Raw genomic sequence first — 24,611 nt, forward strand, 5'->3', positions numbered from 1 at the left:
GTTACCTCTCGGAGGGGACGGTGGCGGGGCGGCCGGAGCGGTGTGCGCTCCAGGGGCCACGCCGTGACGCCGTAGGGGGCGGGGACGTGTCGGCCCACCGGGAGGCCGGGGACCGCCGCGAGGCCGTCGGCGGGGCCGCGGGCCGGGAGCCGGCAGCGGGGCTCGACGGTGTCCGCCGGCGGGCGGCATCGGGCCGCACCGACGGCGTCCGCCGACGGCCGGCGGGGACACCGGTGCCCTCCGGCCGGCCGTTCGCGGCCAGTGACCGCAGGACGCGGTCCGCGCTGGCCGGGTTCAGCGCCATCGGGACGTCCTGAAGGACCGCCAGCCGCATGAGTGCCTGCACGTCGGGGCTGTGCGGGTGCACCCCCATCGGGTCCCAGAAGAAGATCATCAGATCCACCCGCTGATCGACGATCATGGCGCCGATCTGCTGGTCCCCGCCGAGTGGGCCGCTGGCCACCTGGTGGACGGCCAGCCCGAACCGCTCCGCCAGCAAGGCGCCGGTGGACTCGGTCGCCACCAGCTCGTGCCGGGCGAGTTCGCGGTACTGACGGCCGACCCAGTCGACCATCACCGCCTTCATGCCGTCATGGGCGATGAGCGCGATGCGCATGTCACTTACCCCCGTAGTGTTCATCAGTCCTGCGTCTGCTCCGGCGCCCGGCGCCTATACCGCGTAGCCGTACTGGTCGGGCCAGTTCGACTCGCCGCCGAGCTTCGCCGCGGCGTACTGCGGCCAGTACGGATTGCGCAGCAGTTCGCGGCCGAGCAGTACGACATCGGCCCTGCCCTGCTCCAGGATCTCCTCGGCCTGCCACGGCTCGGTGATCTTGCCGACCGCGCCGACCGGCATCGAGGTCTCGCTGCGCACCTGCTCCGCCAGCGGAACCTGGTAGCCGGGGCCGACCGGGATCCGGGCGTCCGGGGCGATGCCGCCGCTGGACACGTCGAGCAGGTCGATGCCGTGCTCCATCAGCTCCCTCGCCAGCCGCACGGTGTCCTCGCCGGTCCAGCCCTCACGGTCGTCCCGGGTGTCCTCGCTCAGCCAGTCGGTGGCCGACGTGCGGAAGAACATCGGGAGGTCGTCCGGCCAGACCTCGCCCACCGCGTCCACGATCTCCAGGGCGAGCCGGATGCGGTTCTCGAAGGAGCCGCCGTAGGCGTCCGTCCGCTTGTTGCTGTACGGCGAGAGGAACGAGTTGATCAGGAAGCCGTGCGCCCCGTGCACCTCGACGGCCTGGAAACCGGCACGCAGCGCCCGCCTGGCGCTCTCCGCGAAGTCCTTGACGATCCCGGTTATCTCACGGGTCGTCAGCTCGGTCGGGGCCGGGTAGTCGCCGAACGGCACCGTGCTCGGTCCCACCGTCTGCCAGCCGCCGTCGGCCGGGGCGACCGGCTTCCCGCCGCGGAAGGGCGCCGCCGTCGAGGCCTTGCGTCCGGCATGGGCCAGCTGGATCGCCGGAACGGTGCCGTGCTCCAGCAGGGCGTCGTTGATCTTCCGGAACGCCTCCTGCTGGCGGTCGTTCCACAGCCCGAGGCAGCCCGGGGTGATCCGGCCCTCCGGGTTGACCGCGGTGGCCTCGACCATGATCAGGCCGGCCCCGCCCACCGCGCGGGTGGTCAGGTGCGTGGCGTGCCAGTCGTGGGGTACGCCGAGCTCAGGGCCGCTGGAGGCCGCGGAGTACTGACACATGGGGGCCATCCACACACGGTTGGGGATGGTGAGATTGCGAAGTCTGATGGGCTCGAAGAGTCTGCTCATGTCTGGCTTCCTTGGAGTGGCGCTGAACGCGATCTGGCTGAACGGGATCTGAAAGTGATCCGGGCCGGGTGATCCGGGCCGGGGCTCAGTGCCCCATGCCGAGGCCGCCGTCGACGGGAATGACCGCGCCGGTGATGTAGGCGGCTTCCGGTGCGGCGACGAACCGTACGACCGGGGCGATCTCACCCGGCTCCGCCATCCGCCGCAGCGGGACCTGTGCGCAGATCTCGTCCCTGCGCTCCGGCGGGAGCACGGCTGTCATGTCTGTCGCCACGATGCCCGGTGCCACGATGTTCACGGTGATCCCGCGACTGCCCAACTCCCGGGCCAGCGAACGGCCGAAGCCGATCAGGCCCGCCTTGGCCGCGGCGTAGTTGCACTGGCCCGCCTCACCCGACAGGCCGACCACCGACGAGATCAGCACGATCCGTCCCGACCTGGCCCTCAGCATCCCCCGGGCGGCGCGCTTGACGACCCTGAAGACCCCGCCGAGGTTGGTGTCCAGTACGGCACCGAAGTCGTCCTCGTCCATCCTGAGCAGCAGCCTGTCCCGGGTGATACCGGCATTGGCCACCACCACCTCGACCGGCCCGTGCTCCGCCTCCACCTCGGTGAAGGCACGTTCCACGTCCGCCGCCGACGTCACATCGCAGCGGACGCCGAAGAGCCCCTCAGGCGGTTCGCCCGAGCGGTACGTGACGGCGACCCGGTCGCCGGCCGCGGCGAACTCCCGGGCGATCGACAGCCCTATTCCCCGATTCCCGCCGGTGATGAGAACTGAGCGTCCCACAGCTTTCTCCTTGCCTGTCGTGCGCGGCCGCCATCCATTCGGATGGCTCCCCCGCCGGCGCCGACAAGTCAGAGAGTAGAGACAGGTATCAGCAACTCGCACTTTCGGAAGTAGGAGTTCATCCGACGGGACAAGAAGCCGAGTTGACAATCCGCTCGCGGGTCTTTTTCACTGGCCGACTACTGCACGCACCACCAAAGGAACAGCGCATATGAAGTTCTGGCTCGTCGCGGGCGGCGCCGGCTACATCGGCGGACACGTCGTGAAGGCAATGCACGACGCCGGAGAGCACGTGCTCGTCGTGGACGACCTCTCCACCGGAGCGAAGTCCAACGTGCCCGGGGGAGTTCCCCTTGTCGTCGCCGACGTCCGCGATGAACGAGCCCTGGACCGAGTTTTTCAGGAATATCAGGTGGAAGGCGTCGTCAACCTGGTCGCCCGGACCCAGGTCGGTGAATCCGTCGAACTCCCCCTGGCGCACTACCACCAGAACGTCGAGGGGTTCCGCGTTCTGCTGTCCGCGATGAACACCGCCGGGGTGCGGAAGCTGGTGTACTCCTCCAGCGCCTCCGTCTACGGGATGCCGGATGTGGACCTGGTCACCGAGGAAACCCCGTGCGGTCCGATGAGCCCGTACGGCCAGACCAAGCTCATCGGTGAATGGCTCGGCATGGCGGCCCACCGGGCGTACGGCGTGGACGTGATCAACCTGCGCTACTTCAACGTCGCCGGGGCGGCCGCCCCGGCCATGGCCGACAAGCGCGTGCTGAACCTCGTCCCGATGGTCTTCGAGAAGCTCACCGCCGGTGAGGCGCCCCAGATCTTCGGCGACGACTACGCCACGCCGGACGGCACCTGCGTGCGCGACTACATCCATGTGGCCGACATCGCCTCCGCGCACCTGGCCGCCACCCGCCACCTGCGCGAGCACGACGGCGTCGCCCGGACCTTCAACGTCGGCCGGGGCGAGGGCCTTTCGGTGCGTGAGCTGATCGACGTCATCACCACGGTGACCGGCTACGACACCGAACCCGTGGTGGTCGGCCGGCGCCCGGGAGACCCCGCGAAGGTCGTCGCGGACGCCACTCCGATCAGGCAGCACCTGGGCTGGTCCGCCCGGTACGGCGTGACCGACATGGTCTCCTCGGCCTGGGAGGGCTGGTGCCTGCGCCACCCCGAGGCGCGCAGGACCGCGCGGGCGCACAAGTAGACAGCTGCTGGTTTCCCGGCGAGGGGACGCCCGGCCCTCCGCGGAGTGGATCAACGGCTCCCGGCGGCGACCGCGCGGTGCCACCCGCTCGGCACCTCACTCACGCAGGCACCACTCCACGAAGACCCCGATGCTGGGATCCACCCGGCCCTCCTCGTCCGCGACCGCCGCCGTGCAGAAGAAGCGGACCTCGGCGAACTCCAGCTCCATCGTCTTCACCAGGTTCCGCAGGCCCAGCCGCTCGCACAGCCACTCCCGGACCGGGTCGCTCTCGTCCGGGCGGTCGGGCAGCAGGGCGGGCCGGCCGGACAGCAGGTCCCGCTTGCTGACGGCGACGGCGAGGCGGGCCTTGTCGAGGCGGGTGCCCATGGTGCGTACGGTCTGGATCGAGCGCGCGAACACGTCCTCCGGGTCGACCGTCGAGGCCAGGGTGCGGTCCACCTCGGGGCCCGCCGCGTCGAGGCGGGTCCAGAACGCGTCGACGGCCATCGGGTCGAGGACGAAGAGGAAGGTGCGGGCCTCGCGGACATAGCGCAGCGCGTCGGTCTCCTCGCGGTTGACGAACCGCTCGCCGGCCGTGTCGAAGATGTGCACCAGCCGCTCGGCGCGGCCGGTGCCGAGCACGAACGAATGGGCTCGGGGCAGCGTCTTCTGGGTGGGGCGGGTGTGGCCCTGGATCTCCAGGACCTCGTTCAGCACCCGCTGGTTGGCACTCGACTCGGCGTCCGCGAGCCGGACCGCCGGCCCGCCGTCCTCCGCCGCCTTCTCCAGTGACCTCACCATCGCCGCCATCAGCTGTGTCTTGCCCGCGGCCCGGCCGCCGACCAGCGGCAGGATCAGCTCGGGCATGTGCCCGGCGTCCGGGTTCATCGGCTTGCCGCAGTGTTCGTGCACGCAGTGGCCGCTCAGCCGGGCGTCCCTGCCCATCAGCATCAGCAGGGTCGGAATCCGCTCGCCGCAGGCGCACCGGCGCCGGAAGAGACCGAAGGTACCCGGCCGGATGTCGGCGTGCCGGCGCCGGCAGGTCGCGCGGGGGCAGTCGTACGCCGGATAGGGGACGCGTTCGAAGCAGCTCGGGCACAGCATGCCCCGGGGCAGCCCGCGCAGGACCATCACCGCCCGGTCGGCGGCCCGCAGGGTGAGCGCGGTCAGCCGGGCACCGCCCATCAGCAGGGCCACGCCGAGCGCCTGCACGCCGAGGAGCACCCCCAGCACCGGTACCGCGACGCCGGCGCCGATGCCGAGGCCCACATAGAGGGTCAGGCCGTACGGGACCGAGGCGGACCGGTGCACGGAGGGGGCGGTGAACTGGCGGGCGGTCACCCGGCGGTAGGCGTCGGTGACCGTGCGGACGTACAACCTGCGCCCCTGGGTGAGGAGTTGGCGCAGGTCACGGGTGGCGGGGCCGAAGAAGTAGTTGCGGTGGGCCAGTTCGTCGGCGGGCCGGTACGGCGGGAGGGACACGAACTCGGGGGTGCGCAGGCGCAGCACGCCGTCGAGCAACCGGCAGTAGCGCCAGAGCAGTTCGCTGACCAGGGCGGCCCCGCGCAGCGCCGCGATCGCCGGGGCGACGAACAGGTAGAGCAGGAGCAGGACCAGGAAGGCCGCGGGGATGAGGATGAAGAGCAGGATGTCGTCCATCGCCGGCTCACCCCTCGTCTGGTCGGGGGCCGTCCGGAGACCGCCGCTGGGTGAGCCTGCGGCTCCACTTCCTCATGCGTCCCACCCGGTTCTCGGCGTACTCCTGATAGGCGTCGGCGAGGCGCGTGTCGTAGGGGCGGAGCGCGCGGGCCAGGCGGTCCAGGTCCTCCGCCCGCCAGTGCTGGGCGGTGTGCAGGCGCAGCGTCTCGATGATCTCCAGGTGTGCCTGCGGCAGGGCGACGCGTTCGTCGTTGACCGCGATCACCCCGGTGACATGGCTGAACAGCACCTCGTCGACACGGCCCGAGGTCAGCACGGCCCGCTGCACGGCGCGCAGATAGCCGTCGGTGAGGGAGAAGCCGAACGCGTCGATCTCCGTGCGCAGCCGGCCCGGGTCGGCGGGCAGCCGGAGCAGGGCGGGCAGCAGCCGGTGGTGCTTCAGGGCGCGGGGCGCCGCCCAGGCGTCGATCTGCGGGATCCTGAACGCGCGGGCGAGCGCGGTGGCCTCGGTGGCCTCGCGCAGGGCCGCGTCCAGCCCGAGGACGGTCCGCACGCACTCCTGGGTGACCGCCCGCAGCCGGGCGAAGCAGCCGGGCGCGGTGAGGGTGTCGCACAGCACCAGGCAGGCCCGCAGGCCCTGCTCGTCGCGGACCTCCTGTTTCACCGCGCGGTCGAACCACTCGCCGACCGCCTCGTCCACCGGCTGGTCCCACGGCAGCCGGTGGGCGATCTCGGTCGCCTCCTCGTACGTCCAGGTCAGCGACGACTGCCGCCACAGCCCCCGCAGCAGCTCCGCGTCCGGCGAGGCCTGGCCGCGCACCTGGAGGATCCGGAAGAGCAGGTCGACCGTGCGGGCGGGTTCCCGCTCGGCCTGTGCCCGCCAGTAGTGCTCAAGGAGCCGGGGCCGCCCGTCGAGGTCCCGCTCGTCCAGCAACCGGGCCGGGAACTGGGCGAACAGCTGCTCCTGGCCGCCGCCCCGCTCGTCCAGCACCTCCTGCACCGCGGTCGTCAGGGCGGTCCTGAACTCCGGAAGGGCGCCCAGCAGCCGGGCGGCCTCCTCGCGCAGGCCGGGGCCCGCGCCCGGGGAGCCGAGCAGGGCGCGGGCCAGCTCCAGGCTCTGGGCCGCGAGCAGCCGGGGCGGCGGGGCGAGCCGCGCGCCCACCGCCCACAGCAGCAGCCGCACCCGCTGACGGGTGGTGGCGGTCTCGCCGACCAGCCGCTGCCACAGGGCGGTGGCCCGCTCCCGTTCGGCGGGGTGGGTGATCGGCACCGGGCCGGGCGCGTTCTCCACGCAGGTCACATAGGCGCGGATGCGGGACTGGTGGAGCTTGCCCTCCAGCTCCTGGTGCAGCGCCGTGTCGCCGCCCGCCTCGGCGGCCGCGCTCAGCGCCGCGATCTGGTCGTCGTCCAGGTCCCGGTGCTTGTGGTGGAGGTCCGCCGCCACCGCCGCCCGGCGCGGTCCGAGATGACCGGCGCCGGGCAGCCAGTCGATCACCGCGCGGACGTCGGCGTCGGTCAGGTCGATGCCGCCCGCCGCCGCGGCCGCCGCCACCGGGGCGTGCCAGTCGCCCAGGGCCCGCTCCTGGCCGTGCGTGTACTCGGCCGTCCAGGACCACACCGAGCGGATGGAGCCGACCCCGATCCGGGTCAGCAGCCGTACCAGATGGTGGATGGGCACCACCTCGGGGAAGCGGCCGGCGGAGAAGTCGAAGACGGTGTACGACTCCTCGTCGTCGGGGCCGAAGGCCGGGTGCGCCCCGGGCACCGTGCCGATCAGGTGCAGCCGGCTGCGGGTGGGACGGAAGAGGTAGGTGGCGAAGGACAGGGTGCGGGCCAGCGCGGGGGGCAGCAGGTAGGAGACGGTCGCGAACCAGTGGGCGATCCGGTCGGTGGTCTCGTCGATCACCACCACCGAGCCGTCCTCCGCGAGCGCCGCGAACACCGCCGCCAGCAGGGCCGGCAGCTGCTCGGCGTGCGGGTGCGCACGCAGGAAGGCGCGCGCCGAGCGGGGGGACAGCGGGCCGCGCGGCAGGGGCGCGGGCAGCTCAGGAAGCTCGGTCGTGTCGGCGACCCGTGCGCTCCACAGCGGGGAGTCCCACAGCTCGATCGCGAGCAGCCCGCCGCTGTCCGGCGTGAACTCGCCCTCGGTGTGCAGGGCGTGGGCGAAGTAGTTACCGAAGCGGCGCGCCGAGTCCCGGCCGACGTAGCGCACGCACAGCGTGGTGGCGCCGCCCTGCCGGCCCGGGGTGTGGCAGAGGTTCACCGGGCAGCGGGCCAGCTGCTCGGGGGTGTCCGACTCGGCCAGGGCGCGCGGTGGTTCGTACCCGGCCAGGCCCTCCACCCGGTGCCGGGTCTCGGCCGAGACCTGCTCGCTCACCGCGTTGAACTGGAAGCCGGAGGAACCGCTGAGCCCGTGCTCGCAGGAGGTGTAGTAGAGCTGCTGGAAACCCTTCATCCGCGGCCCGCCCTCGGCACCGAACCGAACTCGCTCAGCAGCCACAGCAGCGGGTCGGCGACCCGGTAGGGCTGGATGCCGGTGTCCGCGACCCGGGACTCGGGGGTGGCGCTGCGGCCCAGCGCGGAGACACCGAAGTAGCGGTAGCGGGCGAAGGTGTTCTCCAGGGACTGGTCGATGGGCACGCCGTCCCACTCCTTGAGCAGCTGGCGCACCTCCTCGTGGACGCTGAGGCTGTCGCCGACGTCGAAACGGCCCCGCGCGGGTGCGTGCGAGCGCAGCGGGCTGCCGTTCTCCATCAGATGCCAGAAGGCGTCCATCTTGGAGAAGACCACCGCGATCGGGGTGTGGACCTTCGCCGCCTTGCCGCCCTGCGCGGCCAGCAGCATGCTGCTCACCCGGCTCAGCACGTTGATCGGCGGATCGATGCCGTCCGCGCTGGGCAGTTGTGTGCCGGGCGCCGCGTTGTCCCGGGCGCCCGGCATCTGCAGCGGGTCGAGCAGCAGGATGATGCCGTCCGCGTTGGTCAGGTAACGGGTGTTGAGCTCCACGCTCTCCCGGCTGTTGAAGTCCTCGCCCGCCGTGTCGAAGAACGACAGCACGGTGTGCTGCGGCCGCTCCCCGAACAGTCCCCTGCGGCGCAGCCCGAACCGGAACACCAGCGGTTCCACCCGGTTGGCGTTGGTCGTCGCGGTCTGCGTGGGCGGGAACATCTGCCGGTCCCGGTAGAGCCGGTCCTCGTACTCGGAGCTGTAGCGGCGCATGGTGGTGTCGTCCAGGCCCATCAGCGAGGCGCCGTAGGCCTCGCCGACCTGGTTGCGCATCTCGTGCAGCAGCACGGTCATGTAGATCGTCTTGCCGGAGGACCGCGCGCCCACCATCGCGATCAGCCGGTTCTCGACCATCCCGAACTGCACCGGCAGCTCGACGTGGCAGACCGGGCAGATGCGGTACGTCGTCTCGCCGTCGCAGTCCGGGCACACCGCCGTCGACCTGCGGCCGTCGGCGGTGAAGTCCGGGCCCACGTCGTGGCTGGGGCGCTTGCCGAAGCGCTCGTCGAGGACCGGGTCGCGGCGGCGCTGGCACTGCTTGCGGGTGCGGCTGAGCCGGCTGTTGCAGCGGAACCGGATCTCCCGCGGGGCGAAGGTCTCGTAGCAGTAGGGGCAGGTGAGTCGTCTGGCCATGTCAGGTCACTCGCAGCCGGTGCAGCGCCGTGGGGCGGATGTCGATGTCGCGTTCTCGGTCGGGGTCGGGGCCGTCCGCCGGGAAGCAGACGAGCCAGGAGGGGCCTTTGCCGCCGGGGAGCGGGAACTCCACGGTGAGGGGGGTGCCGGCGGGCAGGCGCTGGGCGGGGACCTCGTGCAGGACGGTGCCCTCGGCCGTGCTGGTGGGGCGGTAGCGGCCGATGCCGTGGACGATCCGCAGGGCGGGCAGGTCACAGCCGGTGCGGGCGGTGAAGGTGACGGTCGCGACGCGGGCACCGGTGAGGCGGCGGCGTACGGAGGGCTCGTACTCGACGATGGGGGGTTCGGCCGGGACACGGAGGGACGCCGCCCCCTCGGTGTCGACGGCGGGGCCGGGGACCAGGGCCTCGACGGTGAGCGTGATCGCGCCCCGGCCGACGGGCAGGTCCAGGCCGCCGTCGTGTTCGTAGACCCGGCGCTGACAGCGGAGGTCGCCTTCACGGGGGCCGTCGCCGGTCGCGGTCGCGTCCTCACGGCGCCAGCGGACGCGAGCGGTGAGGGCGGAGTCGGGCCAGGCCCACAGGACGAGGAGGTGGTCGTCCCGGCGGATGTACTGGAGTTGGGTCACGGGGACGGAGTGAAGGGCGGCGGTGGTGGTGGCCGGTTCCGGCTGCGTTTCGGGTGCCGGGTCGGGTTCCGGGGCGGGTGGGGGGAGGGGCGGGGTGGTCGCGGTGGGGGGTTCACGGCGGGGCGGTGGGGGTTGCTCGCGCCCACGCGGCGGAGCCGCGTATGTCTCGGCCTCGCGCGCCCTCAGGGCGCTTGCGGGCTCGGGATCCTCCACGGGAGGGGGCCACGACTGCGGTTCCGGGTCCTCCAGGGCAGGGGGGAAGTGGGTGCCCGACGGCGCCGGGCCCGTGGCTATGCGGAGCAGGCCGAAGTCTTCGAGGAGCAGCAGGCCGTGCACGACGGCCAGTTCGGGGTCGGTGCAGCGGACCGTCACGCCCTGGGCCTCGGGGAGGTCCTCGATGTCCTCGCGGCGGGCGGGCGTGGTGTACAGGTCGCCGGAGAGGAGTACGGCGTCGGGGGCCGCCTCGGACAGCTCCCGGGCCGTCGCCGTACGGGCGTGGTCGCCGGCCAGCTCCTCGGTGCGCGTGGTGACGACGCGTACCGTCAGGTCCGGGGTGATGGCCAGGACCGTCAGGTCCACCGTTGCCCCGGCCTGGTCCACCACCAGGACCGTGCGGTGCACGCCCTCGTCGATGGCGCCGTAGTGCAGGGCCACCGCGACCGGTTCCGGGACGACTCTGTGGACGCGGAGGCCGGCGTCCTCGGCGGCGCGGCGGAGCCGGGCCTCGGCCTCGCGACCGGCGGATGCGGGCAGGGCGAGGACCGCCTCCTCACCGGTGGCCCCGTCGAGGAGCGCGGTCAGGGCGGCGGCGGGGTCGGCCACCGGGTCCGTTCCGGCCAGGTCCGTCACCGTCACGGTGGGCCGGCCCTGCGGGCCGACGCGGCCGACGCGGGCGACGCGGTGGCCGATGTCGATGCCGAGCATGAGTTCAGCCGTTCCCTTCCTCGGTCCTGACCCACGGGGTGCCGTCGGCGGCGGTGCCCAGCCGGATCCGGCTGCCCGGCGTGGGGCGGTGGGCCAGGAAGTGCGCGACCACGGCCGCCCGCAGCCGCTCCAGCTCGTTGCGGATCTGCCGGCCGCCGTAGGCCTGGTGCTCCGGGTCGCTCATCCGCCCGGTGATCCAGGGGTGCAGGCTGTCCGTGTCGGGGACCAGCTCGACCTGGTGGCGTTCGCGGACGGACTCGGTGAGCTGGCCCAGCAGCCGGTCGGCGATCTTCACGATGTGCTCGCGGCGCAGCATGTCGAAGACGACCACGCCCGGCTTGAGGCGGCCGTAGATCTCCGGGCGGCCGATCGCCCGGAACTTCTCCTCCACGGCCCGGGTGAAGTGCGCCTCCAGCGCGGAGTACGGCACCTCGTCGCCGCCTTCGGACAGCAGCCCCTGGACCGCCTCCGCGCCCGTGTTGGAGGTGAAGATGATCAGGCACTGGGAGAAGTACGCGGTCTGGCCGCGGCCGTCGGTGAGCCGGCCGTCCTCCAGGATCTGGAGGAACTTGTCCAGCACCCGCGGGTGCGCCTTCTCGATCTCGTCGAAGAGGAGGACGCTGAACGGCCGCTCCTGGACCCGGCGGGTCAGTTCGCCGCCCTGTTCGTGGCCGATGTAGCCGGGCGGCGCGCCCGCGAGCCGTTCGGCGGCGTGTTCCTGCTGGTACTCGCTCATGTCGAAACGGGCGTACGCGCTCTGGTCGCCGAACATCAACTCGGCGACCGCCTTGGCGAGTTCGGTCTTGCCGACACCCGTCGGGCCGACGAAGAAGAACGCGCCCCGGGGGCGTGCGGTGCCGGAGCCGCCGAAGTCGACGCCGACGAAGGCGGCCTGCAGCGCGGCGGCCACCGCGTCGACGGCCTTGGACTGGCCGACGACCCGGGCGCCCAGGACGCCGGCGGCGCGGGCCACGGTCTCCCGGTCCAGCTGGGTCCACGGGTCGACGCTCACGTTGAGCCGGTGCAGTTCCAGGAGCTTGTCCGGCTTCTGCAGGGGCGCGTCGCGCAGCCAGGAGGTCCGGGCGAGCGCGTCGATGTCCCAGCCGGACATGCCGTCGGTCGCACCGACCAGGGCCTCGATGTCGTGCCGTGCGGCGTCCGGGGCGCCGTTGAAGTCGCCGCGCAGCCAGGTCAGCCACAGGCGGCGCTCGCTCGGGTCCGGCGGGCCGATGTGCAGGGTGGCGATCCGGGGGTCCTCCAGGTGGAACCAGCCGGGCAGCCGGCCGACGTCGCCCACCGCGCACAGGACGGCGTTGCGGGCGTGCGGCGGCCTGCCCGACAGGGCCGAGCGGGGGGTCACGGCGTCCGTCATCGCCGCGCGGAGCCGCAGGTAGCCGGCGTTCGACTCGGGCTGGCCGGGCGGGAGGTGGTGGTCGACGTCCTGGAAGACGAAGGCCGTGGCCGCGTCGCGGGAGGCGGCGAGCCGGTGCACGGTGGCGACCACGTCGTCGAAGGAGCGCGGGGGGCCGGCCGCACGGGGGGCGAGCAGGCTCGACCGGTCGCGGTCGCGTTCGGCGGCACGCCGGGTGCGCGGGTCCGCCTGTTGCCGGTCGTCCACGGGTGTGCCCCGGCCGGCCGGTCGCCGGTCGTCCGCGGGTGTCTCCCGGCCGGCCTGTCGCCGGTCGTCCGCCGGTGCGTCCCGGCTCTCGTTCCCGGTGGCCGCGCGCGGCCGGTTCGCCTCCAGCCGGGCGAAGCGCTCCGCGTGGCCCGGCAGCGGGAAGGTGAGTCCGGCCACCGGGTCCCACCAGCCCACCACATCGGCGCCGCGCGCCTCCAGCACCCCGGCGAGCAGCTCGGGGAAGGAGGCGGGCCGGTCCTCGAACCACCAGCGGTCCCGGATCTGCCCGTTGAGGATCACCTGCCGGCCGCGCCGCAGCTCCCACCCCAGGGACACCGCCCACAGCGGCATCATGCCGTCGGCGGTGACCGGGCCCGTACCGTCCTCCCCCTTGGTGAAGTCGGCCGCGCTCACGGGGTCGTCCACCTCCAGGAGGCCTCGCGGGGCAGCGGCTTGGCGCGCCGGCCCGGCGGTTTGCCCTCCCAGGTGAGCTCGCCCGCCACGAAGCCGTCGTCGCCGCCCAGCGCCTCGTGCACCCGCTCCAGCAGTGCCTCGGTGGTGTCGCACACCGCCTCGTCCTGCGGGGCGTGCAGCGTCACGTCCGGCTCGCCCTCCACGTGGTAGACGAGGACCGGCGTGCCGTCGTCCTCGGTGGCGACCGTGGTCTCGTACGCCGCCCCGGTCGTCCGCGTGAAGCGCAGCCGGAAGCTGCCGCCCTCGTCCTCACCGCCCTCGAAGGCGAACCCCTCGCCGGTCATGGCGTCCCGGAGGGCTTCCACCAGGTCCCGGCGCCGCCGGTAGGCCAGCTCCAGTTCGTCCAGCCGGCGCTCGGCGTCGGGGAGCCGGCCCTCCAGGCCGGCGACCGCCTCCAGGGCCTCGGTCGCCGAACGGGCGGTCAGCGCGTCGGTGACGGCGCGCAGGGCGTCCCCGATCTCGTCGGCGAGGTCCGGGTCGCCGAGATCGGCGGCGCTGTCCAGCACGCCCTCGGCCGCCGGGCGTACGACGCCGAGCCGCTCGGCGGCCTCCGCGAGGGCCAGTTCCCGGGCCGCCCGCGCCTCCTCGGCACGCTCGCGCTCGGCCGCCTCCGCCGCCTCGCGCTCCTGCTCCGCGAGGGCCTGCCGCCGGGCCGCCTCCCGCGCGTCCGCGACCGTGGCCGCATGCCGGGCGAGGGCGTGTTCGACCGTGCCGAGCAGGGCCTCGAAACGGACCTCCTGGCCCGGTCCGGCGGCCGTGCGCAGCCGGCCGAGCAGGTCGGCGCAGCGCCGGTGGCCGTCCGCGTCGAGGGTGGCGGCGTCCGGCCCGGCGGCGGTGAGCCGGTGCTCAAGGCCGGCCAGGACGGCGGCGCGGTCATCCGTACGGTCGCCGGACGCCGCCGGGCCAAGGCTCACGACCCGGCCGCGCAGTTCCTCCACCGCGTCCCCGAGCCGCTCCCCGCGGGCGGCCCGCTCCCGTAGTCCGGCCAGCTGCCGCTCCAGGGCCCCGGTGCCGGACCGGGCCCCGGACCGCCGGGCCTCGGCGATCAGCTCCCGTACCTCCTCCAGAGCGCGCTCGTCGGCCCGGGTCTGCTCCGCCTGCGCACGGGCCAGCCGGGCGCTGCGCTCGGCCGTCCGCCGGGCCGCCGCCTCGGCTTCCCTCCGGGCGATCTCGGCGCGGGCGCGCTCCCGTCGGGCGGCCGCCTCCTGGGCCAGCCGGGCCCGTTCGGCGGCCCGCCGGCGCTCCCGGGCCCGGCGCTCCTCGGCCCGGCGCCGGCGCTCCGCCGCCTCCCGCTGGGCGTACTGCGCGCCGACGCGGACGCTGCTGTACTTCGGTGATCCGCTCATCGTTCCCTCCGTGCCTCGGTGTGCAGCACGAACCCCCGCGCCGCGAGCTGCTCCTCAAGTCCCTCCCGGAATCCGGGGGCGGGCGGCACCCCGGCCCAGGAGAGGGATCCGTCGGCGTCCACCGACAGTTCGATCCCGGCGGTCGTGTCCGGCTCGGCCAGGGCCCGCAGATAGCGGTCGGTGAGCGGGATCAGCCGCTGGTTGTCCGAGCCGCGCCAGCGCAGGCTGCCGTGCCGCGCCGCCCGGTACGGCCCGTCGACCAGCAGGTCAAGACGCTGCAGCAGGGCGAGCCGGTCCGGGCCGCCGCGCCGCAGCGCCTCGTGCCGGAAGCCGGAGTAGGCCATCGCGCCGAAGTCCGGACGCCGCTCCCGCACCGCGTCGAGCAGCTCCGCCAGCGCCCCGGCCTGGCTGAACGGCTCACCGCCGGAGAAGGTGACGCCCTCGATGCCGTCCAGCCCGCACAGCCAGTCGGCGAGTTCGGCGACCGTCCGGCTGGTGCCGCCCTCGAAGGGCAGGGTCTCGGCGGCCACGCAGCCCCGGCAGCGCAGCGGGCAGCCCTGGACCCAGAGGACCGCGCGGGTGCCGGGGCCGAGGACCGTGCAGTGGTCCAGTGTCCGGGCGACGGACAGGTGGGTGGTCATGTGCCCTCCCCGGTCATGTGCCCTCCCCGGTCATATGTCCTCCCGCGGCGGGCCGGGGTAGCTGTCGGCGTCCCGTTCGGCCTGGTCGCACCAGGGGCACCACGGCCGTTCCACGGTGTGGAGGTGGTGGGCGTTCACCGCGCACACCTTCAGCCGGCCCGGTGCCAGCTCGGCCGCGAGCGCCCGGGCCCACTCGGCCGCCGTCGGCCGGCGGCGCGCGTTCCGGAACGCCGTCCGGAACAGCTCCGCGAGCCGCCTCGGCAGCAGGTCGGCGGGCGGCGCGGTGCGGGGCAGCAGCACGGACGTGCGGTCGACGAGCCGGCAGCGGCCGTGCAGCACGTTGTCGTCGTACGACAGGTAGTCGCCGCCGTCCGCCGGGTGGCCGGCGAAGGGGTGCAGGCCCGCCATGAGGAGCTGGTGGGCCAGGACGGCCAGGGCGAAGTCGTCGGACGCGGTGTCCGGGAGCGTGCCGGCGGGGGCGCCGATCCGCTCGGGGGCCGTGTAGCCGGGGGTGCGCATCCGGCCCTGGAACACCTCGCGGCCGTCCGTGAACTGCCAGGAGTCGACGTCCGCCATGCCGACCCGGCCGGTGTCGTCGACCCAGAGGTTGTCGGGTTTGAGGTCGCCCACCACATAGCCCTCGGCGTGCAGGTCGGCCAGCAGCCGGGCCAGCGCGAGGGCGGCGCGCAGGGCGGTCGCCCAGGTCGCCCGGGGCAGGAAGGTCCGCCGGGCGGCGGGGGTGAGGAGGTGGTTGAACGGCTGGTAGGCGTGCCGCATGTCGGTCATCACGTACCCGTCGACGCGGTCCGCCCCGGTGGCATCCGCCGCGTGGACCGCGGCCAGCGGCCAGGCCAGCCGGACGGGTGTGCCGGAGAGCAGGCCGACGGTGCGGGGTTCACGGCGCTGGCGCACCAGGCGGGCCACGCGGCGCCGGTAGGCCTCGGGGTCGGGCGGGTCCGGGACGAGCTTCGCGACGAGGGGGCGGGCGTCGTCGACGCCGTACACGAATCCCTCCGAGCCGCTGCCGATCTGCTCGGTGAGCCGCCAGGTGTGTCCGGTGCCGGACACCACGGTCAGTCCCACGGTCACCCCCCTTCGACCAGCGCGCACAGGACGGTCAGGTCGTCACCGGTCCGGCCGGCCTCCGGCCCGGCGAGCCGGCGGCGCAGGGGCTCGGCGTCGCCGTGGTTCTCGCGGAGCGTGGCGGCCAGGCCGAGGAAGAAACCCCCGGCCGGTAACGGGCCCGCCGCCGCGGGGAGGTGGTGGACGGAGGGGTGGTCGAGGGTGAGGGCGGCGCAGCCGTCGGTGGCCAGGACCACTCCGTCGAGTTCCGGTTCCCAGACGACGAAGCTGCGTAAGCGCAGCGCCGCGCCGGGGGAGGAGAGGAAGGGCGTCGGGCCGGTGGGCGGGGGAAGGACCAGGTGGCACCGGCCGTCGCGGGTGAGGAGCGTGCCGAAGCAGTCGCCCAGCGAGAGGAAGGCCGCCCACGGGGGACGTACGACCGACGCGGTGACGGTGGCGGCCAGGGCGCCGGGATCCTGCGCACCCGCCGTGCCCAGCACCCCGGTCACCGCCCTCAGGTACTCCTCGGCCACCCGCTTCCCCCGCCCGGCGATCCACGCCGTCCACGCCTGGGGCGTGTCCTCCGCGTCCGGTATGTCCTCGGCCAGCAGCCGGCAGGCCGCGTCCACCGCGATGTGGGCGCCCAGTGCGCTGCGGTCGCGGCTGCCCGCGCCGTCGGACACCGCGAGGACCGCCGTGTCGCCCAGGTCCACCGCCTTGAACGCGTCCTGGCAGCCCTGCCCGGTGGCGAGATGGGCGGTGCCCTGGACCGAGGCGCCCGCGACGATCACCGAAGGCCCCTCTCCAGCCTGTCCATGCGCGCGAGCCGGGCGGCACGGTCCTCGACCTGCTGGTGGATGAGATCCGCGTCCTGGTCCGGGCTGCTGTCGTCCGTGCTCTGGAAGAGCAGGTCGAGGATCCGGCCGAACTCCAGATTCGCCAGCGGGGAGGTGGCCTTCGGCGCCAGTACCCGCAGCATCGGCAGGTCGGCGCCGTGTACCCCGATCACCTGGAAGACCCACTCCCCCTTCTCCTCGCCCTCGCGCACCCGCCCCGCCGTAGGGGCCAGCGCCGCCGCGTCCAGGGGGCGGCCCCGGGCATCGCTCGGCGCGCCGTCCGTCAGCACCCACAGGAAGGGGCGCCGGACCGGCACCCGCTGCCGCTGCAGGCTGCGGTAGCGGCTGCGGGCCAGGTCGAGGGCCGTCTCCACGGCGTCCGTCAGCCGGGTCAGGCCCTCGGCGCGCAGCGTGGGCGGGTGCATGCCGTCCACCGGGACGAACAGCCGGTCGGCGCCGGCTTCCCCGACCGGTACCAGGCGGCCGGGGCCGGGGTCGTACACCCGTACCGCCGAGTCGAAGGTGAGGAGGCAGACCTCCACCCGGGTGCGCAGCCGTTCCTGCGTGCGGACCTCACCGAACCAGCGGGCCAGCGCGTCGTTCAGCTCGTCGATCCGCGGGTGTTCCGCGGGACGGCCCATGGACGCGGAGGTGTCGAGGAGCAGGACGACGGGCTGCCGTTCCTCGAAGCCGGTCCCGAACCCGATGCCCGTCTCGCTCATCCGGCCACCGCCCCGGTGCCGTCGGCGTGGGCCACCAGCCGCTGCCGTTCCGGATCGTGGCGCACGGTGACGGCCGTACCCGGGGGCAGTCCGGGCGGCTCGGGGACCATGCGCAGCAGGACACCGTCGACGAGTACGTACGTATCCGGGGCGGGCCAGGTCACCGTGCGACCCGCGCAGCCGTGCGCCCACTCAACCATCCCCCTGGTCATGCGGCCAAGGTATGTGACATCGGCACCAACCGGCCTTCCGTTTCGCTGAATTGACACCGCGTCGATACCGGAAGTCCCGGCGGGTGCGCGGGAGCCGCCCAGGGTGGAGGCTCCCCCACTGCACCCCGCCTGAGCGACCCGCTCCTCCAGTCAAACGGATCGGCTGGGCGCCGACCGGTCGCGCGCCGGGCGGCTCCTGGCCGGGATCCGCTCCACCGCGCGCGCCGCCTCCGCGTCCCGTACCACGAAGTGCACCTCCCAGCGCGCCCCGCGCGCCAGCTCCGCCTCGACGGCGCTCCACACCGCGGCCGCGCTCACCGGGTACGGCAGCCCGCCGCGTCCGGAGCCGAGCAGCGGGAAGCACACCGAGCGCAGCGGCGGGGTGTGCCGGTCGTGCTCCTCGGCCAGCAGCGCGAGCGCGCGCGAGGTGGCGCGGGTGATGTCGGCGGGCAGCACGTCGTAGTCGTTGGTGCCGGCCCGGGGTACGGCCACCGCCGCGTGGTAGATCCGCCGTACGCCGTACGCGGCCATGGCGCCGGAACCGGTCGCCGCCACCGTGCCCGGCACCACCGGGCGCCCCGACGTGCCGTGCCGGGCCGCCCAGGTGCGCAGCTCGTCGTGGACCGGGTCGTCCAGCAGGTCGCCGGTCACCCCGCGCACGGAGGCGGCCCGGCGCAGCGAGGCGGAGACCGAGGACTTGTACGGCTCGGGCAGCGCGAAGTAGGTGTTGGCCGGGGAGACCACCACGTCCACGTCCCGCAGCAGGTCGACGGGGTGGATGTGCAGGGTGAGGCGCACGGTCCGCTCGCCCGCCACGACGTCGACGCTCCGGTGGGTCCCGCCCGCCCAGTCGCCCTCGCCCGGCTCACCGCCGCCCGCCACCAGTTCCACGATGTGCTCGGCCACCTGCCCGAGCACCATCACCTCGTGGTGCTTGCGGAAGCGCTCCTCGCTCACCCGGTACACCTCGGCCGCGCGGGCCCGGCGGGAGGACGCCGGCCAGTCCCGGGTGCCCTGGGCCAGGCCCAGCGTGTACTCGGCCGCGGTCCGCAGCGTGCCCGCGTCGAGGCGCTCCACCGCGCGGCGGAGCAGCGCCTCCACGGCGCCCTCCCGGGTGCGCGCGGGTGCCAGCGAGGCCGCGGCCGACTCCAGGGCGGGCAGCTCGCGGCCGCGCAGCCTCAGCAGTCCCGCCCGCCGAACTGCCTGTAAGTCCACGAGAATTGACGCATGGTCAAGAGACGGTGGGGCCATGCCGTCAACGATGGCACCCCGTGTGACACGTGAACAAGCGGGCGGCGGGCGGGACCACGGGCTCAGCGGTGCAGCGGCTCCCTGATCGCCGCGCGCAGGGGTGCCAGCAGCTGGTTGGCCTCCTCGATGCCGGCCGGCGAGCCGAGGTCCGGGATGCTGCGGTACGGCAGTGCCTCCAGCGGCCGGTCCGCGTGGTCCGTGAGGCGGTCCCCGAAGAGCACCAGGGCCCGCCGTGACGGGTTGCGTTTCGAACCCCAGATCATCCCCATGGCTTCGGGCACCTGGGCCCGGAGCTCCCGCGCCCAGTCCCGGGTGCTGTCGTAGTGCTTCGCCCCCTCGTTCTCCAGCAGGCGGCTGTCCTGGCAGACGGCGGCCAGGGCCGCTCCGGAGCACAGCGAGACCAGCTTCAGCTCGCACCGGGTCCGCACCACGTTCAGCGACTTGTCCCGCACCGACGCCCAGGGGACCAGTCGCATGCCGGTCTCCCGGTTGAAGGGGACCGAGCGCAGCAGGGTCTCGGCGAGCGCGGTCTCCGGGTCCGTCGCCGCGTACAGACAGGGATACGGATCCCGCGGCGTGGCGTGGAAACGGCCGGGCCTGCGGTCGTCGGGGCTGAACGGCTTGAACTCCTCGGCCGCGAACCGGGACGCGTGCATCCGCCACAGCTGCGTACCGGCGGGCAGCACCTCCCAGTGCGGCCGGAAGCGGTACACGGAGGGCGACACGGTTTCCTCGTGCATCAGTCCCCCTCCACCAACGCCGCGGCCGCGTCGACCAGTTCACGGTCGGGCAGCACACCGAGCAGGGAGGCGGGCGGTCCGCCCAGCCAGGCGTTGTCGCTCAGCCACCAGTCCGCGGCGCCCCACGGGTCGGCGTCGGCGAGCAGGACCCGGTTGACCTCCAGCACGACCTCGTACGGCGTTCCGCCGCCGGGCGGGAACTGGAACTCGGGGTAGCGGTCGCCGAACCGGGGGTCCGCCAGCCGGATCAGTTCGGGTGGCGGTGGCGAGGCGCCGTACCGGGCGCGGAGCTCGGCGGCCGAGAAGGCGGGGGCCTTCAGCAGCCTGCGCTCGGCGGCGGCGATGATGGCCGCGGTGTCCGGGGGCGGGGCCGGCACGGCCGTGAGCCGGGCCAGCAGATCGCGCGTCCGCAGGACGACCGGGGGGCCCGCGGCCGCCGTGGCGACGAGCCGGACGGAGTCCATCGCCTGCCGGACCGGATGGTCGAACGGCAGCGGCAGCAGACTCAGGCGTACCGCCTGGAAGGCCCGGCGTACGGCCCTGGAGTCCTCCGGCGGGGTGTCGGCGAGCGCGCGCAGACGGGTGAGCAGGAGCTGGTACTGCTCGTCGGTCAGCTGGGCGCGGATGCTGTCGAGGTGCTCGTCGATGAGGCCGAGCACCCCCGGCCCGCTGTCCTCACCCGGGTTCATACGGTCTCCTCTCCCCGGCCGGGGTGGCCCTGGTGGATGAACGCGGCCCAGAACGCGGGCCGCCCGAGGTCGGGGCGGCCGATGTCCGGCCGCAGGTCGTCGCTCAGCCCGCCCGGATCCTTCCGGTCCGGGTCGAGCATCCACAGCTGTGCGGCCCGCAGCGCGTCGACGGGACTGAGCCGGGCCCGCAGATGGTGGTGGAAGACCGCCATCAGCAGCGCCGACGGGCCGTCCCCGGCCAGCCACCGCGACCCCACGACATCGCGTGCGCCGCCCGTGACGAACGCCGTCGTGAGGGTCAGGGCCTCGTCGTGGTCGCGGGTGCTCAGATCGGTCTCGCACGCGCTCAGGACGATCAGCGGGCCGTCCCGCTGTTCAGCGGGCTGCGGGCGGTCGAGCAGTTGGGTCACGGTCAGCCGGGCGGCGCCCTCGCCGCCGTCGGGGTCGGCGAGGTGCAGGGCCGACTCCGTCGGTCGCGGCCCCGCCATGCCGTGGGTGGCCAGGTGGACCATCGAGTGGTCCTGGGCGAGCAGGGCCAGCAACTGGTCGGGTGTACCGCGCGGCACCGAGCCGTCCGGGAGGGTGCCGAAGTCGCCGTACAGCCGCGCCCCCGGATAGAAGGCGTTGCGCAGCTGCAGGACCTCCGGCTCGGCGAACGTCAGGGTGAGGGTCGGGTCGGCCACCAGGGCGGGGGCGGAGACCGGGTCGCGCGGTGCGCGCCTGACCGTCCGCAGGAACTGGCTGCCGGAGGCCGCGTAACTGATCACCAGGGCCTGGCAGAGGTAGTCGTACGGCGCGTCCGCGGGGAAGCGGGCCGCGTGCCACGGGACGATCCCGAGGCGGCCGCAGGGGACCAGGACGACCCGGGGCGTACGGCGGCCGGGCTCGTCCGGCAGGTGCGTGCGCAACCCGGCGAGCACATGCTCGAACACCTCGTACGCCCAGTCGCACAGGTCGGACAGGGCCTCCTCCCAGGCCGCTTCCGCCTGCGCGTCGCCGGGGTTCCGGGAACGGGCCGAGGCGGCGTCCAGGTACCGCGCCAGGGGTCCGTTCTCCGCTTCGGTCAGCATGGGCAGGCCGCCCACGCCGATGCCGATCTCGGGGCCCACGGCCAGCACCATGCCCGGGGCGCCGTCACCGCCGGGGACCAGGTAGATCAGCGCGTCCGCGCCCGCCTCGCCGACGCCGTCCGCGAGTTCCCGCAGGGTGGGGGTGCCGAGCAGGCCTCCCCGCTCCCGGTAGCCGAGGGCCTCCAGGGCCTCACGGCGCAGGGTGCTGGGCAGCTCGGCGGGCAGCTCGCCGGTCTCCGAGGCGCCGGACGCCCGCCAGGCTTCGGCGAGCCGGGGATGCCCGCGCTCCTCCAGCAGCTCCGGTACGGCCCGGGAGGTGGCCGCCGCCTGCAGCACCAGCGCCCGGCCGAGCTCCAGGGCGGCGACCGCGTCGTCCACCCTCCCGTGGGCGGCGGCCCACAGGGCGGCGCGTACGCCGAGGGAGGCGCCGGTACGGGCGGTCGTCAGGCGGTGTTCGGCGCCGTGCTGGAGGAGGACGTCGGCGGCGAGGGTGGCCAGGGCCTCGTTCGCCGCGTCGGTGGCGGCGTCCGCGTCGGACTCGTTCTGCTCCCGGTGCCAGCGGGCGCGGTAGGACTCGGCGAGCGTCCACAGGGACTGGGCGGCGACGCGCGGTGCCCGGCCCTGCCGGATGTGCTCGCGGAGCCGTTCCAGCGTGGTGATGGTGGCATCGAGGTCCGCGGGGTCCTTGGTGACGGTGTAGCGCATGCCGAGGCGGTTCGCGGCGGAGTGCAGCCGGCCGGCGGGGGCGTCCGGCGGCGGCACGTCCCCGTCCGGGAGGATGGTGGTGTCGCCGTCGAGGTAGGCGCGCAGGCCCGCGACGTCGGGAACCATGGCGTCCAGCTCCTCCTGCCTGATCGGGAGGCTGCTGTTCCCCGCCGCGGTCCTGACGTCCTCGAAGTCCGTGAGGCCGCGCCGGAGCAGCTCCCGGTCCCCGGTGAACCAGCCGAGCGTGAGGCGGGCCATGGCGCGGGTGACGAGGGCCACTGCGCGGAAGTCGTGGTCCTCGGGGACGGTGTCGGCCAGGGCCTCGGCCCGGGGGAGCAGGTCGCCGAGCCGCTTCACGTCCTCGGCCTGCCCGGCCGTCCGGACGTCGGTCATCAGGCCCAGCGCGTCCGCCATGACCGCGAAGCCGTCCGCCAGGGGGACCGGCCTCTCCGACTGGCGCCGCAGGTAGTCGGTGACCGTCCCGGTGTGCGCGACACCGAGAGCCTGGTCCTGAAGCGTGCCGCCGGCGCCGTCGCTCAGGTTGAGCAGCATGGCCATCTGCCCTACGAGGGCGTCCTTGCCCGGCATGCCGTCCGGCAGCCCGTCCAGCGCCTCGCGCAGCCGCCCGAGCTGCTGGTTGAGGGCGGCGGGGTCGCCACCGCCGGCGTGGTCCAGGAAGTCCACGGACGTGGTCTGGACGGCCTGCCACGCGGCGATCAGCCGACGGAAGTCCTCGGGAGTACGGGGCACGGCCGGGGTACCGGCGTCGGCGGGGGACCCGTCCGAGGGGGCACTCGTGCGCGGGCCGGCACCGGACGCCGTGTCCGTGCCGCTCTTCGGGCTCGTGCCGTTCTTCGGGCTCGTGCCGTTCTTCGGGCCCGTGCCGCCGGTCATCGTCGTCAGCCAGGTCCCCGTCATCTGCCGCATCTGCTCGGTGCCGGGCAGACCGTCGTCGGGTATGAGGCTGTTGAGCAGGTCGGCCATCCCGTCGACCGAGGGACGGGCGTAGAGGTCCCGCACCTGCCGCAGCTGGCTCAAGGTTTCCGGCGGCAACGGGAGCTCGGCCGCGTCGTTCACCAGCTCCTGGAGCCGGGCCGCGAAGGCGGCCATCCCGCTCGGCCCCTCCCGCATGATCATGTCGAGCATGGCGGTCGCGTCCGGCTCCGGCGCGAGCCCGCCCAGCATCTCCTGCAGCGGCATCGCATGCGTCAGCAGGAACAGCGCGGCCCACCGCCGGTCTTCGACCGAGGCCGCGGCCCCGGTCCTCGTCGCCGGATCCCGTACGTCCCGCAGCAGACCGTGCGCCCGCTCCCGGTCCTCGGGCGTCCCGCCCCCGGCGGCATGCCGCAGGGTGAGGACACCGCCGAGCCATAAGCTCACCGAGCTGCGCAGCGGTGGGTCGTGGTCCAACAGGCCGGAGAGCGCGTCGAGTTCGGCGATCGAGTCGTCATGGGCACGGGAGGGCTTGACGACGGTGTCCGGCGCCGGCAGCAACGCCTTCGCCCGCCCGACGGCCTCACCGGCCCAGGCCCGCAACGCCTGGACGCCACCGGTCTCCTCTTCTTCCCCCACCGGCTCTCCTCCGTTCCGAGGGCACCAACAGCCCGTTGCCGTCTCCATGATGACGAGATCTCCGTCACAACGGCGCCCGATCACCGAGCTTTTCCGTCCGACGCCCGATCAACACCCGGAAACCACCCGGGATGTGCCCGGACCGGTGCCGGAGACGTCCGGACGGGGCGCTCCCGAAGCCCCCAGATCCGCCCGCATCCCCCGCCGCAGCTCCCGCAGCCGTTCCCACAGCGCGTCGATCTCCGCCCGGGCGGCGTCGAGCGAGTCGCCCGGGCGGGGTACGCCGTCGTCCAGGCGCCGGAGCCGGCCGTAGAGGGTGCCGAGCGCGTGGGTGACCTCGCCGGCCAGGACGAGTACGGGGTCGGGCAGCCGCATCTGGGCCTCCGCGTACACGTCCCGGTGCAGGTCCCGGGCCTCGGTGAGGCGCTGCCGCACCGCGCGCGGATCCTCCGTGCGGCCCAGGGCGTGCAGCTGGTCGGTGAGGGCGGCCAGATACTGCCGGGAGGCGGTGTTGAGGGCGACGTAACACGTACGACGCTCCTCGGCCTCCCGGGCCCGGGCCCGCGCCCGCTCGGTGCGCTCCCGCTCACGCTGCCGGCTGCGCTCGGCCGCGCGCTGGGTGAGCAGCGCCGACAGCAGGGTCCCGACCACCCCGACGACCGCCACGACCGGCGCACCCGCGCCACTGACGTCCACCGCCCTCACCCCCTGTGTCGCCGTCCCCCTCCAGCGAACCGCCACCCACCCCTCCGCGGAACCCCCCGCCCGACCCCCGCCCACCCTTCACCCGGCCCCCGCCCGAGCAGCGGGCGCGGCACCGGCCACGCTGCCTCCGGGCGTTGTGCCGGTCGCGGGGCCCGGCCTTCGCTGGGGTCCTGCCCGGGGGGCGGGTGTTGTGCCGGTCGCGGGGTCTGGTCTTGGCCGGGGTCCGGCGTGAGTGGTGGGTGCGGTGACGGGCCCATGGCCCGGGGTTTTGTCCGGGTCCTGCCCGGGGGGCGGGTGTTGTGCCGGTCGCGGGGTCTGGTCTTGGCCGGGGTCCGGCGTGAGTGGTGGGTGCGGTGACGGGCCCATGGCCG

At 74.1% G+C, this 24,611-nt stretch carries 20 protein-coding genes; 1 reads left to right on the plus strand and 19 read right to left on the minus strand.

Annotated features, from left to right (window positions below; translation table 11 throughout):
- Position 1: 1 nt before the first annotated feature.
- From ABT171_RS10800 to ABT171_RS10810, 3 genes are all read right to left on the minus strand, one after another.
- Positions 2 to 616, minus strand: coding sequence for a methylglyoxal synthase (locus ABT171_RS10800; RefSeq protein ID WP_351242052.1), 615 nt, complete (start codon positions 614 to 616; stop codon positions 2 to 4).
- Positions 617 to 670: 54 nt separating this feature from the next.
- Entirely contained in the window at positions 671 to 1,765 is a 1,095-nt protein-coding gene (locus tag ABT171_RS10805) for an NADH:flavin oxidoreductase/NADH oxidase (RefSeq protein WP_351242054.1), read from the minus strand.
- Between the two features lie 85 nt (positions 1,766 to 1,850).
- Positions 1,851 to 2,555: a beta-ketoacyl-ACP reductase gene (locus ABT171_RS10810; RefSeq protein WP_351242056.1), complete on the minus strand. Its 705-nt coding sequence runs from the start codon at positions 2,553 to 2,555 to the stop codon at positions 1,851 to 1,853.
- 211 nt (positions 2,556 to 2,766) lie between these two features.
- Here ABT171_RS10810 and galE point away from each other — a divergent pair, with 211 nt between their 5' ends.
- Positions 2,767 to 3,765: a UDP-glucose 4-epimerase GalE gene (gene galE, locus ABT171_RS10815; RefSeq protein ID WP_351242058.1), complete on the plus strand. Its 999-nt coding sequence runs from the start codon at positions 2,767 to 2,769 to the stop codon at positions 3,763 to 3,765.
- A 96-nt stretch (positions 3,766 to 3,861) separates the two neighbouring features.
- On the opposite strand, the gene ABT171_RS10820 is transcribed toward galE, so the two are convergent.
- The 16 genes from ABT171_RS10820 to ABT171_RS10895 form a co-directional block, all read right to left on the minus strand.
- Complete coding sequence (locus tag ABT171_RS10820; RefSeq protein WP_351242060.1) at positions 3,862 to 5,406, minus strand: TRAFAC clade GTPase domain-containing protein; 1,545 nt, start codon at positions 5,404 to 5,406, stop codon at positions 3,862 to 3,864.
- 7 nt (positions 5,407 to 5,413) lie between these two features.
- Positions 5,414 to 7,861 carry a GTPase-associated protein 1-related protein gene (locus ABT171_RS10825; protein ID WP_351242062.1) on the minus strand — a complete coding sequence of 816 codons (2,448 nt, stop codon included), beginning with the start codon at positions 7,859 to 7,861 and terminating at the stop codon, positions 5,414 to 5,416.
- Entirely contained in the window at positions 7,858 to 9,045 is a 1,188-nt protein-coding gene (locus ABT171_RS10830) for a TRAFAC clade GTPase domain-containing protein (protein WP_351242064.1), read from the minus strand. The genes ABT171_RS10825 and ABT171_RS10830 overlap by 4 nt, the downstream gene beginning before the upstream one ends.
- A 1-nt stretch (position 9,046) precedes the next feature.
- Entirely contained in the window at positions 9,047 to 10,597 is a 1,551-nt protein-coding gene (locus ABT171_RS10835; RefSeq protein ID WP_351242066.1) for an Hsp70 family protein, read from the minus strand.
- A 4-nt stretch (positions 10,598 to 10,601) separates the two neighbouring features.
- Positions 10,602 to 12,629 carry an AAA family ATPase gene (locus ABT171_RS10840; RefSeq protein WP_351242068.1) on the minus strand — a complete coding sequence of 676 codons (2,028 nt, stop codon included), beginning with the start codon at positions 12,627 to 12,629 and terminating at the stop codon, positions 10,602 to 10,604.
- A complete protein-coding gene (locus ABT171_RS10845; RefSeq protein ID WP_351242070.1) occupies positions 12,626 to 14,035 on the minus strand; it encodes a coiled-coil domain-containing protein in 1,410 nt (469 codons plus the stop codon). The genes ABT171_RS10840 and ABT171_RS10845 overlap by 4 nt, the downstream gene beginning before the upstream one ends.
- On the minus strand, positions 14,032 to 14,676 hold the full coding sequence (locus ABT171_RS10850) for a 4Fe-4S single cluster domain-containing protein (protein WP_351242072.1): 645 nt from the start codon (positions 14,674 to 14,676) through the stop codon (positions 14,032 to 14,034). The genes ABT171_RS10845 and ABT171_RS10850 overlap by 4 nt, the downstream gene beginning before the upstream one ends.
- Before the next feature lie 30 nt (positions 14,677 to 14,706).
- Positions 14,707 to 15,759, minus strand: a complete 1,053-nt coding sequence (locus tag ABT171_RS10855; protein WP_351242074.1) for a protein kinase domain-containing protein — start codon at positions 15,757 to 15,759, stop codon at positions 14,707 to 14,709.
- Between the two features lie 2 nt (positions 15,760 to 15,761).
- On the minus strand, positions 15,762 to 16,529 hold the full coding sequence (locus ABT171_RS10860; RefSeq protein WP_351242076.1) for a protein phosphatase 2C domain-containing protein: 768 nt from the start codon (positions 16,527 to 16,529) through the stop codon (positions 15,762 to 15,764).
- Positions 16,526 to 17,296 (minus strand): vWA domain-containing protein, encoded by a 771-nt coding sequence (locus ABT171_RS10865; protein WP_351242078.1) that lies wholly within the window; start codon positions 17,294 to 17,296, stop codon positions 16,526 to 16,528. Before ABT171_RS10865 ends, ABT171_RS10860 begins: the two co-directional genes overlap by 4 nt.
- Positions 17,293 to 17,508, minus strand: a complete 216-nt coding sequence (locus tag ABT171_RS10870; protein ID WP_351242080.1) for a hypothetical protein — start codon at positions 17,506 to 17,508, stop codon at positions 17,293 to 17,295. The genes ABT171_RS10865 and ABT171_RS10870 overlap by 4 nt, the downstream gene beginning before the upstream one ends.
- Before the next feature lie 150 nt (positions 17,509 to 17,658).
- Positions 17,659 to 18,759, minus strand: coding sequence for a macro domain-containing protein (locus tag ABT171_RS10875; RefSeq protein ID WP_351242082.1), 1,101 nt, complete (start codon positions 18,757 to 18,759; stop codon positions 17,659 to 17,661).
- 62 nt (positions 18,760 to 18,821) lie between these two features.
- The gene (locus tag ABT171_RS10880; protein WP_351242084.1) at positions 18,822 to 19,499 is read right to left on the minus strand and encodes an RES family NAD+ phosphorylase; all 678 of its coding nucleotides are present in this window, start codon (positions 19,497 to 19,499) and stop codon (positions 18,822 to 18,824) included.
- Complete coding sequence (locus ABT171_RS10885) at positions 19,499 to 20,188, minus strand: hypothetical protein (protein WP_351242086.1); 690 nt, start codon at positions 20,186 to 20,188, stop codon at positions 19,499 to 19,501. Before ABT171_RS10885 ends, ABT171_RS10880 begins: the two co-directional genes overlap by 1 nt.
- Positions 20,185 to 23,535: a CHAT domain-containing protein gene (locus tag ABT171_RS10890; RefSeq protein ID WP_351242088.1), complete on the minus strand. Its 3,351-nt coding sequence runs from the start codon at positions 23,533 to 23,535 to the stop codon at positions 20,185 to 20,187. The genes ABT171_RS10885 and ABT171_RS10890 overlap by 4 nt, the downstream gene beginning before the upstream one ends.
- Positions 23,536 to 23,643: 108 nt before the next feature.
- The gene (locus ABT171_RS10895) at positions 23,644 to 24,231 is read right to left on the minus strand and encodes a hypothetical protein (protein ID WP_351242090.1); all 588 of its coding nucleotides are present in this window, start codon (positions 24,229 to 24,231) and stop codon (positions 23,644 to 23,646) included.
- Positions 24,232 to 24,611: the final 380 nt, after the last annotated feature.

This window comes from Streptomyces sp. NPDC001851, assembly GCF_040297165.1.
GTDB lineage: Bacteria > Actinomycetota > Actinomycetes > Streptomycetales > Streptomycetaceae > Streptomyces.

Excerpts from the sequence above, each read along its gene's own strand:
- ABT171_RS10850 (WP_351242072.1), bottom strand. The coding sequence starts at position 14,676 with ATGACCACCCACCTGTCCGTCGCCCGGACACTGGACCACTGCACGGTC.
- ABT171_RS10870 (WP_351242080.1), bottom strand. The coding sequence starts at position 17,508 with ATGACCAGGGGGATGGTTGAGTGGGCGCACGGCTGCGCGGGTCGCACG.
- ABT171_RS10865 (WP_351242078.1), bottom strand. The coding sequence starts at position 17,296 with ATGAGCGAGACGGGCATCGGGTTCGGGACCGGCTTCGAGGAACGGCAG.
- ABT171_RS10875 (WP_351242082.1), bottom strand. The coding sequence starts at position 18,759 with ATGGCCCCACCGTCTCTTGACCATGCGTCAATTCTCGTGGACTTACAG.
- ABT171_RS10800 (WP_351242052.1), bottom strand. The coding sequence starts at position 616 with ATGCGCATCGCGCTCATCGCCCATGACGGCATGAAGGCGGTGATGGTC.
- galE (WP_351242058.1), top strand. The coding sequence starts at position 2,767 with ATGAAGTTCTGGCTCGTCGCGGGCGGCGCCGGCTACATCGGCGGACAC.
- ABT171_RS10845 (WP_351242070.1), bottom strand. The coding sequence starts at position 14,035 with ATGAGCGGATCACCGAAGTACAGCAGCGTCCGCGTCGGCGCGCAGTAC.
- ABT171_RS10805 (WP_351242054.1), bottom strand. The coding sequence starts at position 1,765 with ATGAGCAGACTCTTCGAGCCCATCAGACTTCGCAATCTCACCATCCCC.
- ABT171_RS10820 (WP_351242060.1), bottom strand. The coding sequence starts at position 5,406 with ATGGACGACATCCTGCTCTTCATCCTCATCCCCGCGGCCTTCCTGGTC.
- ABT171_RS10830 (WP_351242064.1), bottom strand. The coding sequence starts at position 9,045 with ATGGCCAGACGACTCACCTGCCCCTACTGCTACGAGACCTTCGCCCCG.
- ABT171_RS10825 (WP_351242062.1), bottom strand. The coding sequence starts at position 7,861 with ATGAAGGGTTTCCAGCAGCTCTACTACACCTCCTGCGAGCACGGGCTC.
- ABT171_RS10880 (WP_351242084.1), bottom strand. The coding sequence starts at position 19,499 with ATGCACGAGGAAACCGTGTCGCCCTCCGTGTACCGCTTCCGGCCGCAC.
- ABT171_RS10885 (WP_351242086.1), bottom strand. The coding sequence starts at position 20,188 with ATGAACCCGGGTGAGGACAGCGGGCCGGGGGTGCTCGGCCTCATCGAC.
- ABT171_RS10835 (WP_351242066.1), bottom strand. The coding sequence starts at position 10,597 with ATGCTCGGCATCGACATCGGCCACCGCGTCGCCCGCGTCGGCCGCGTC.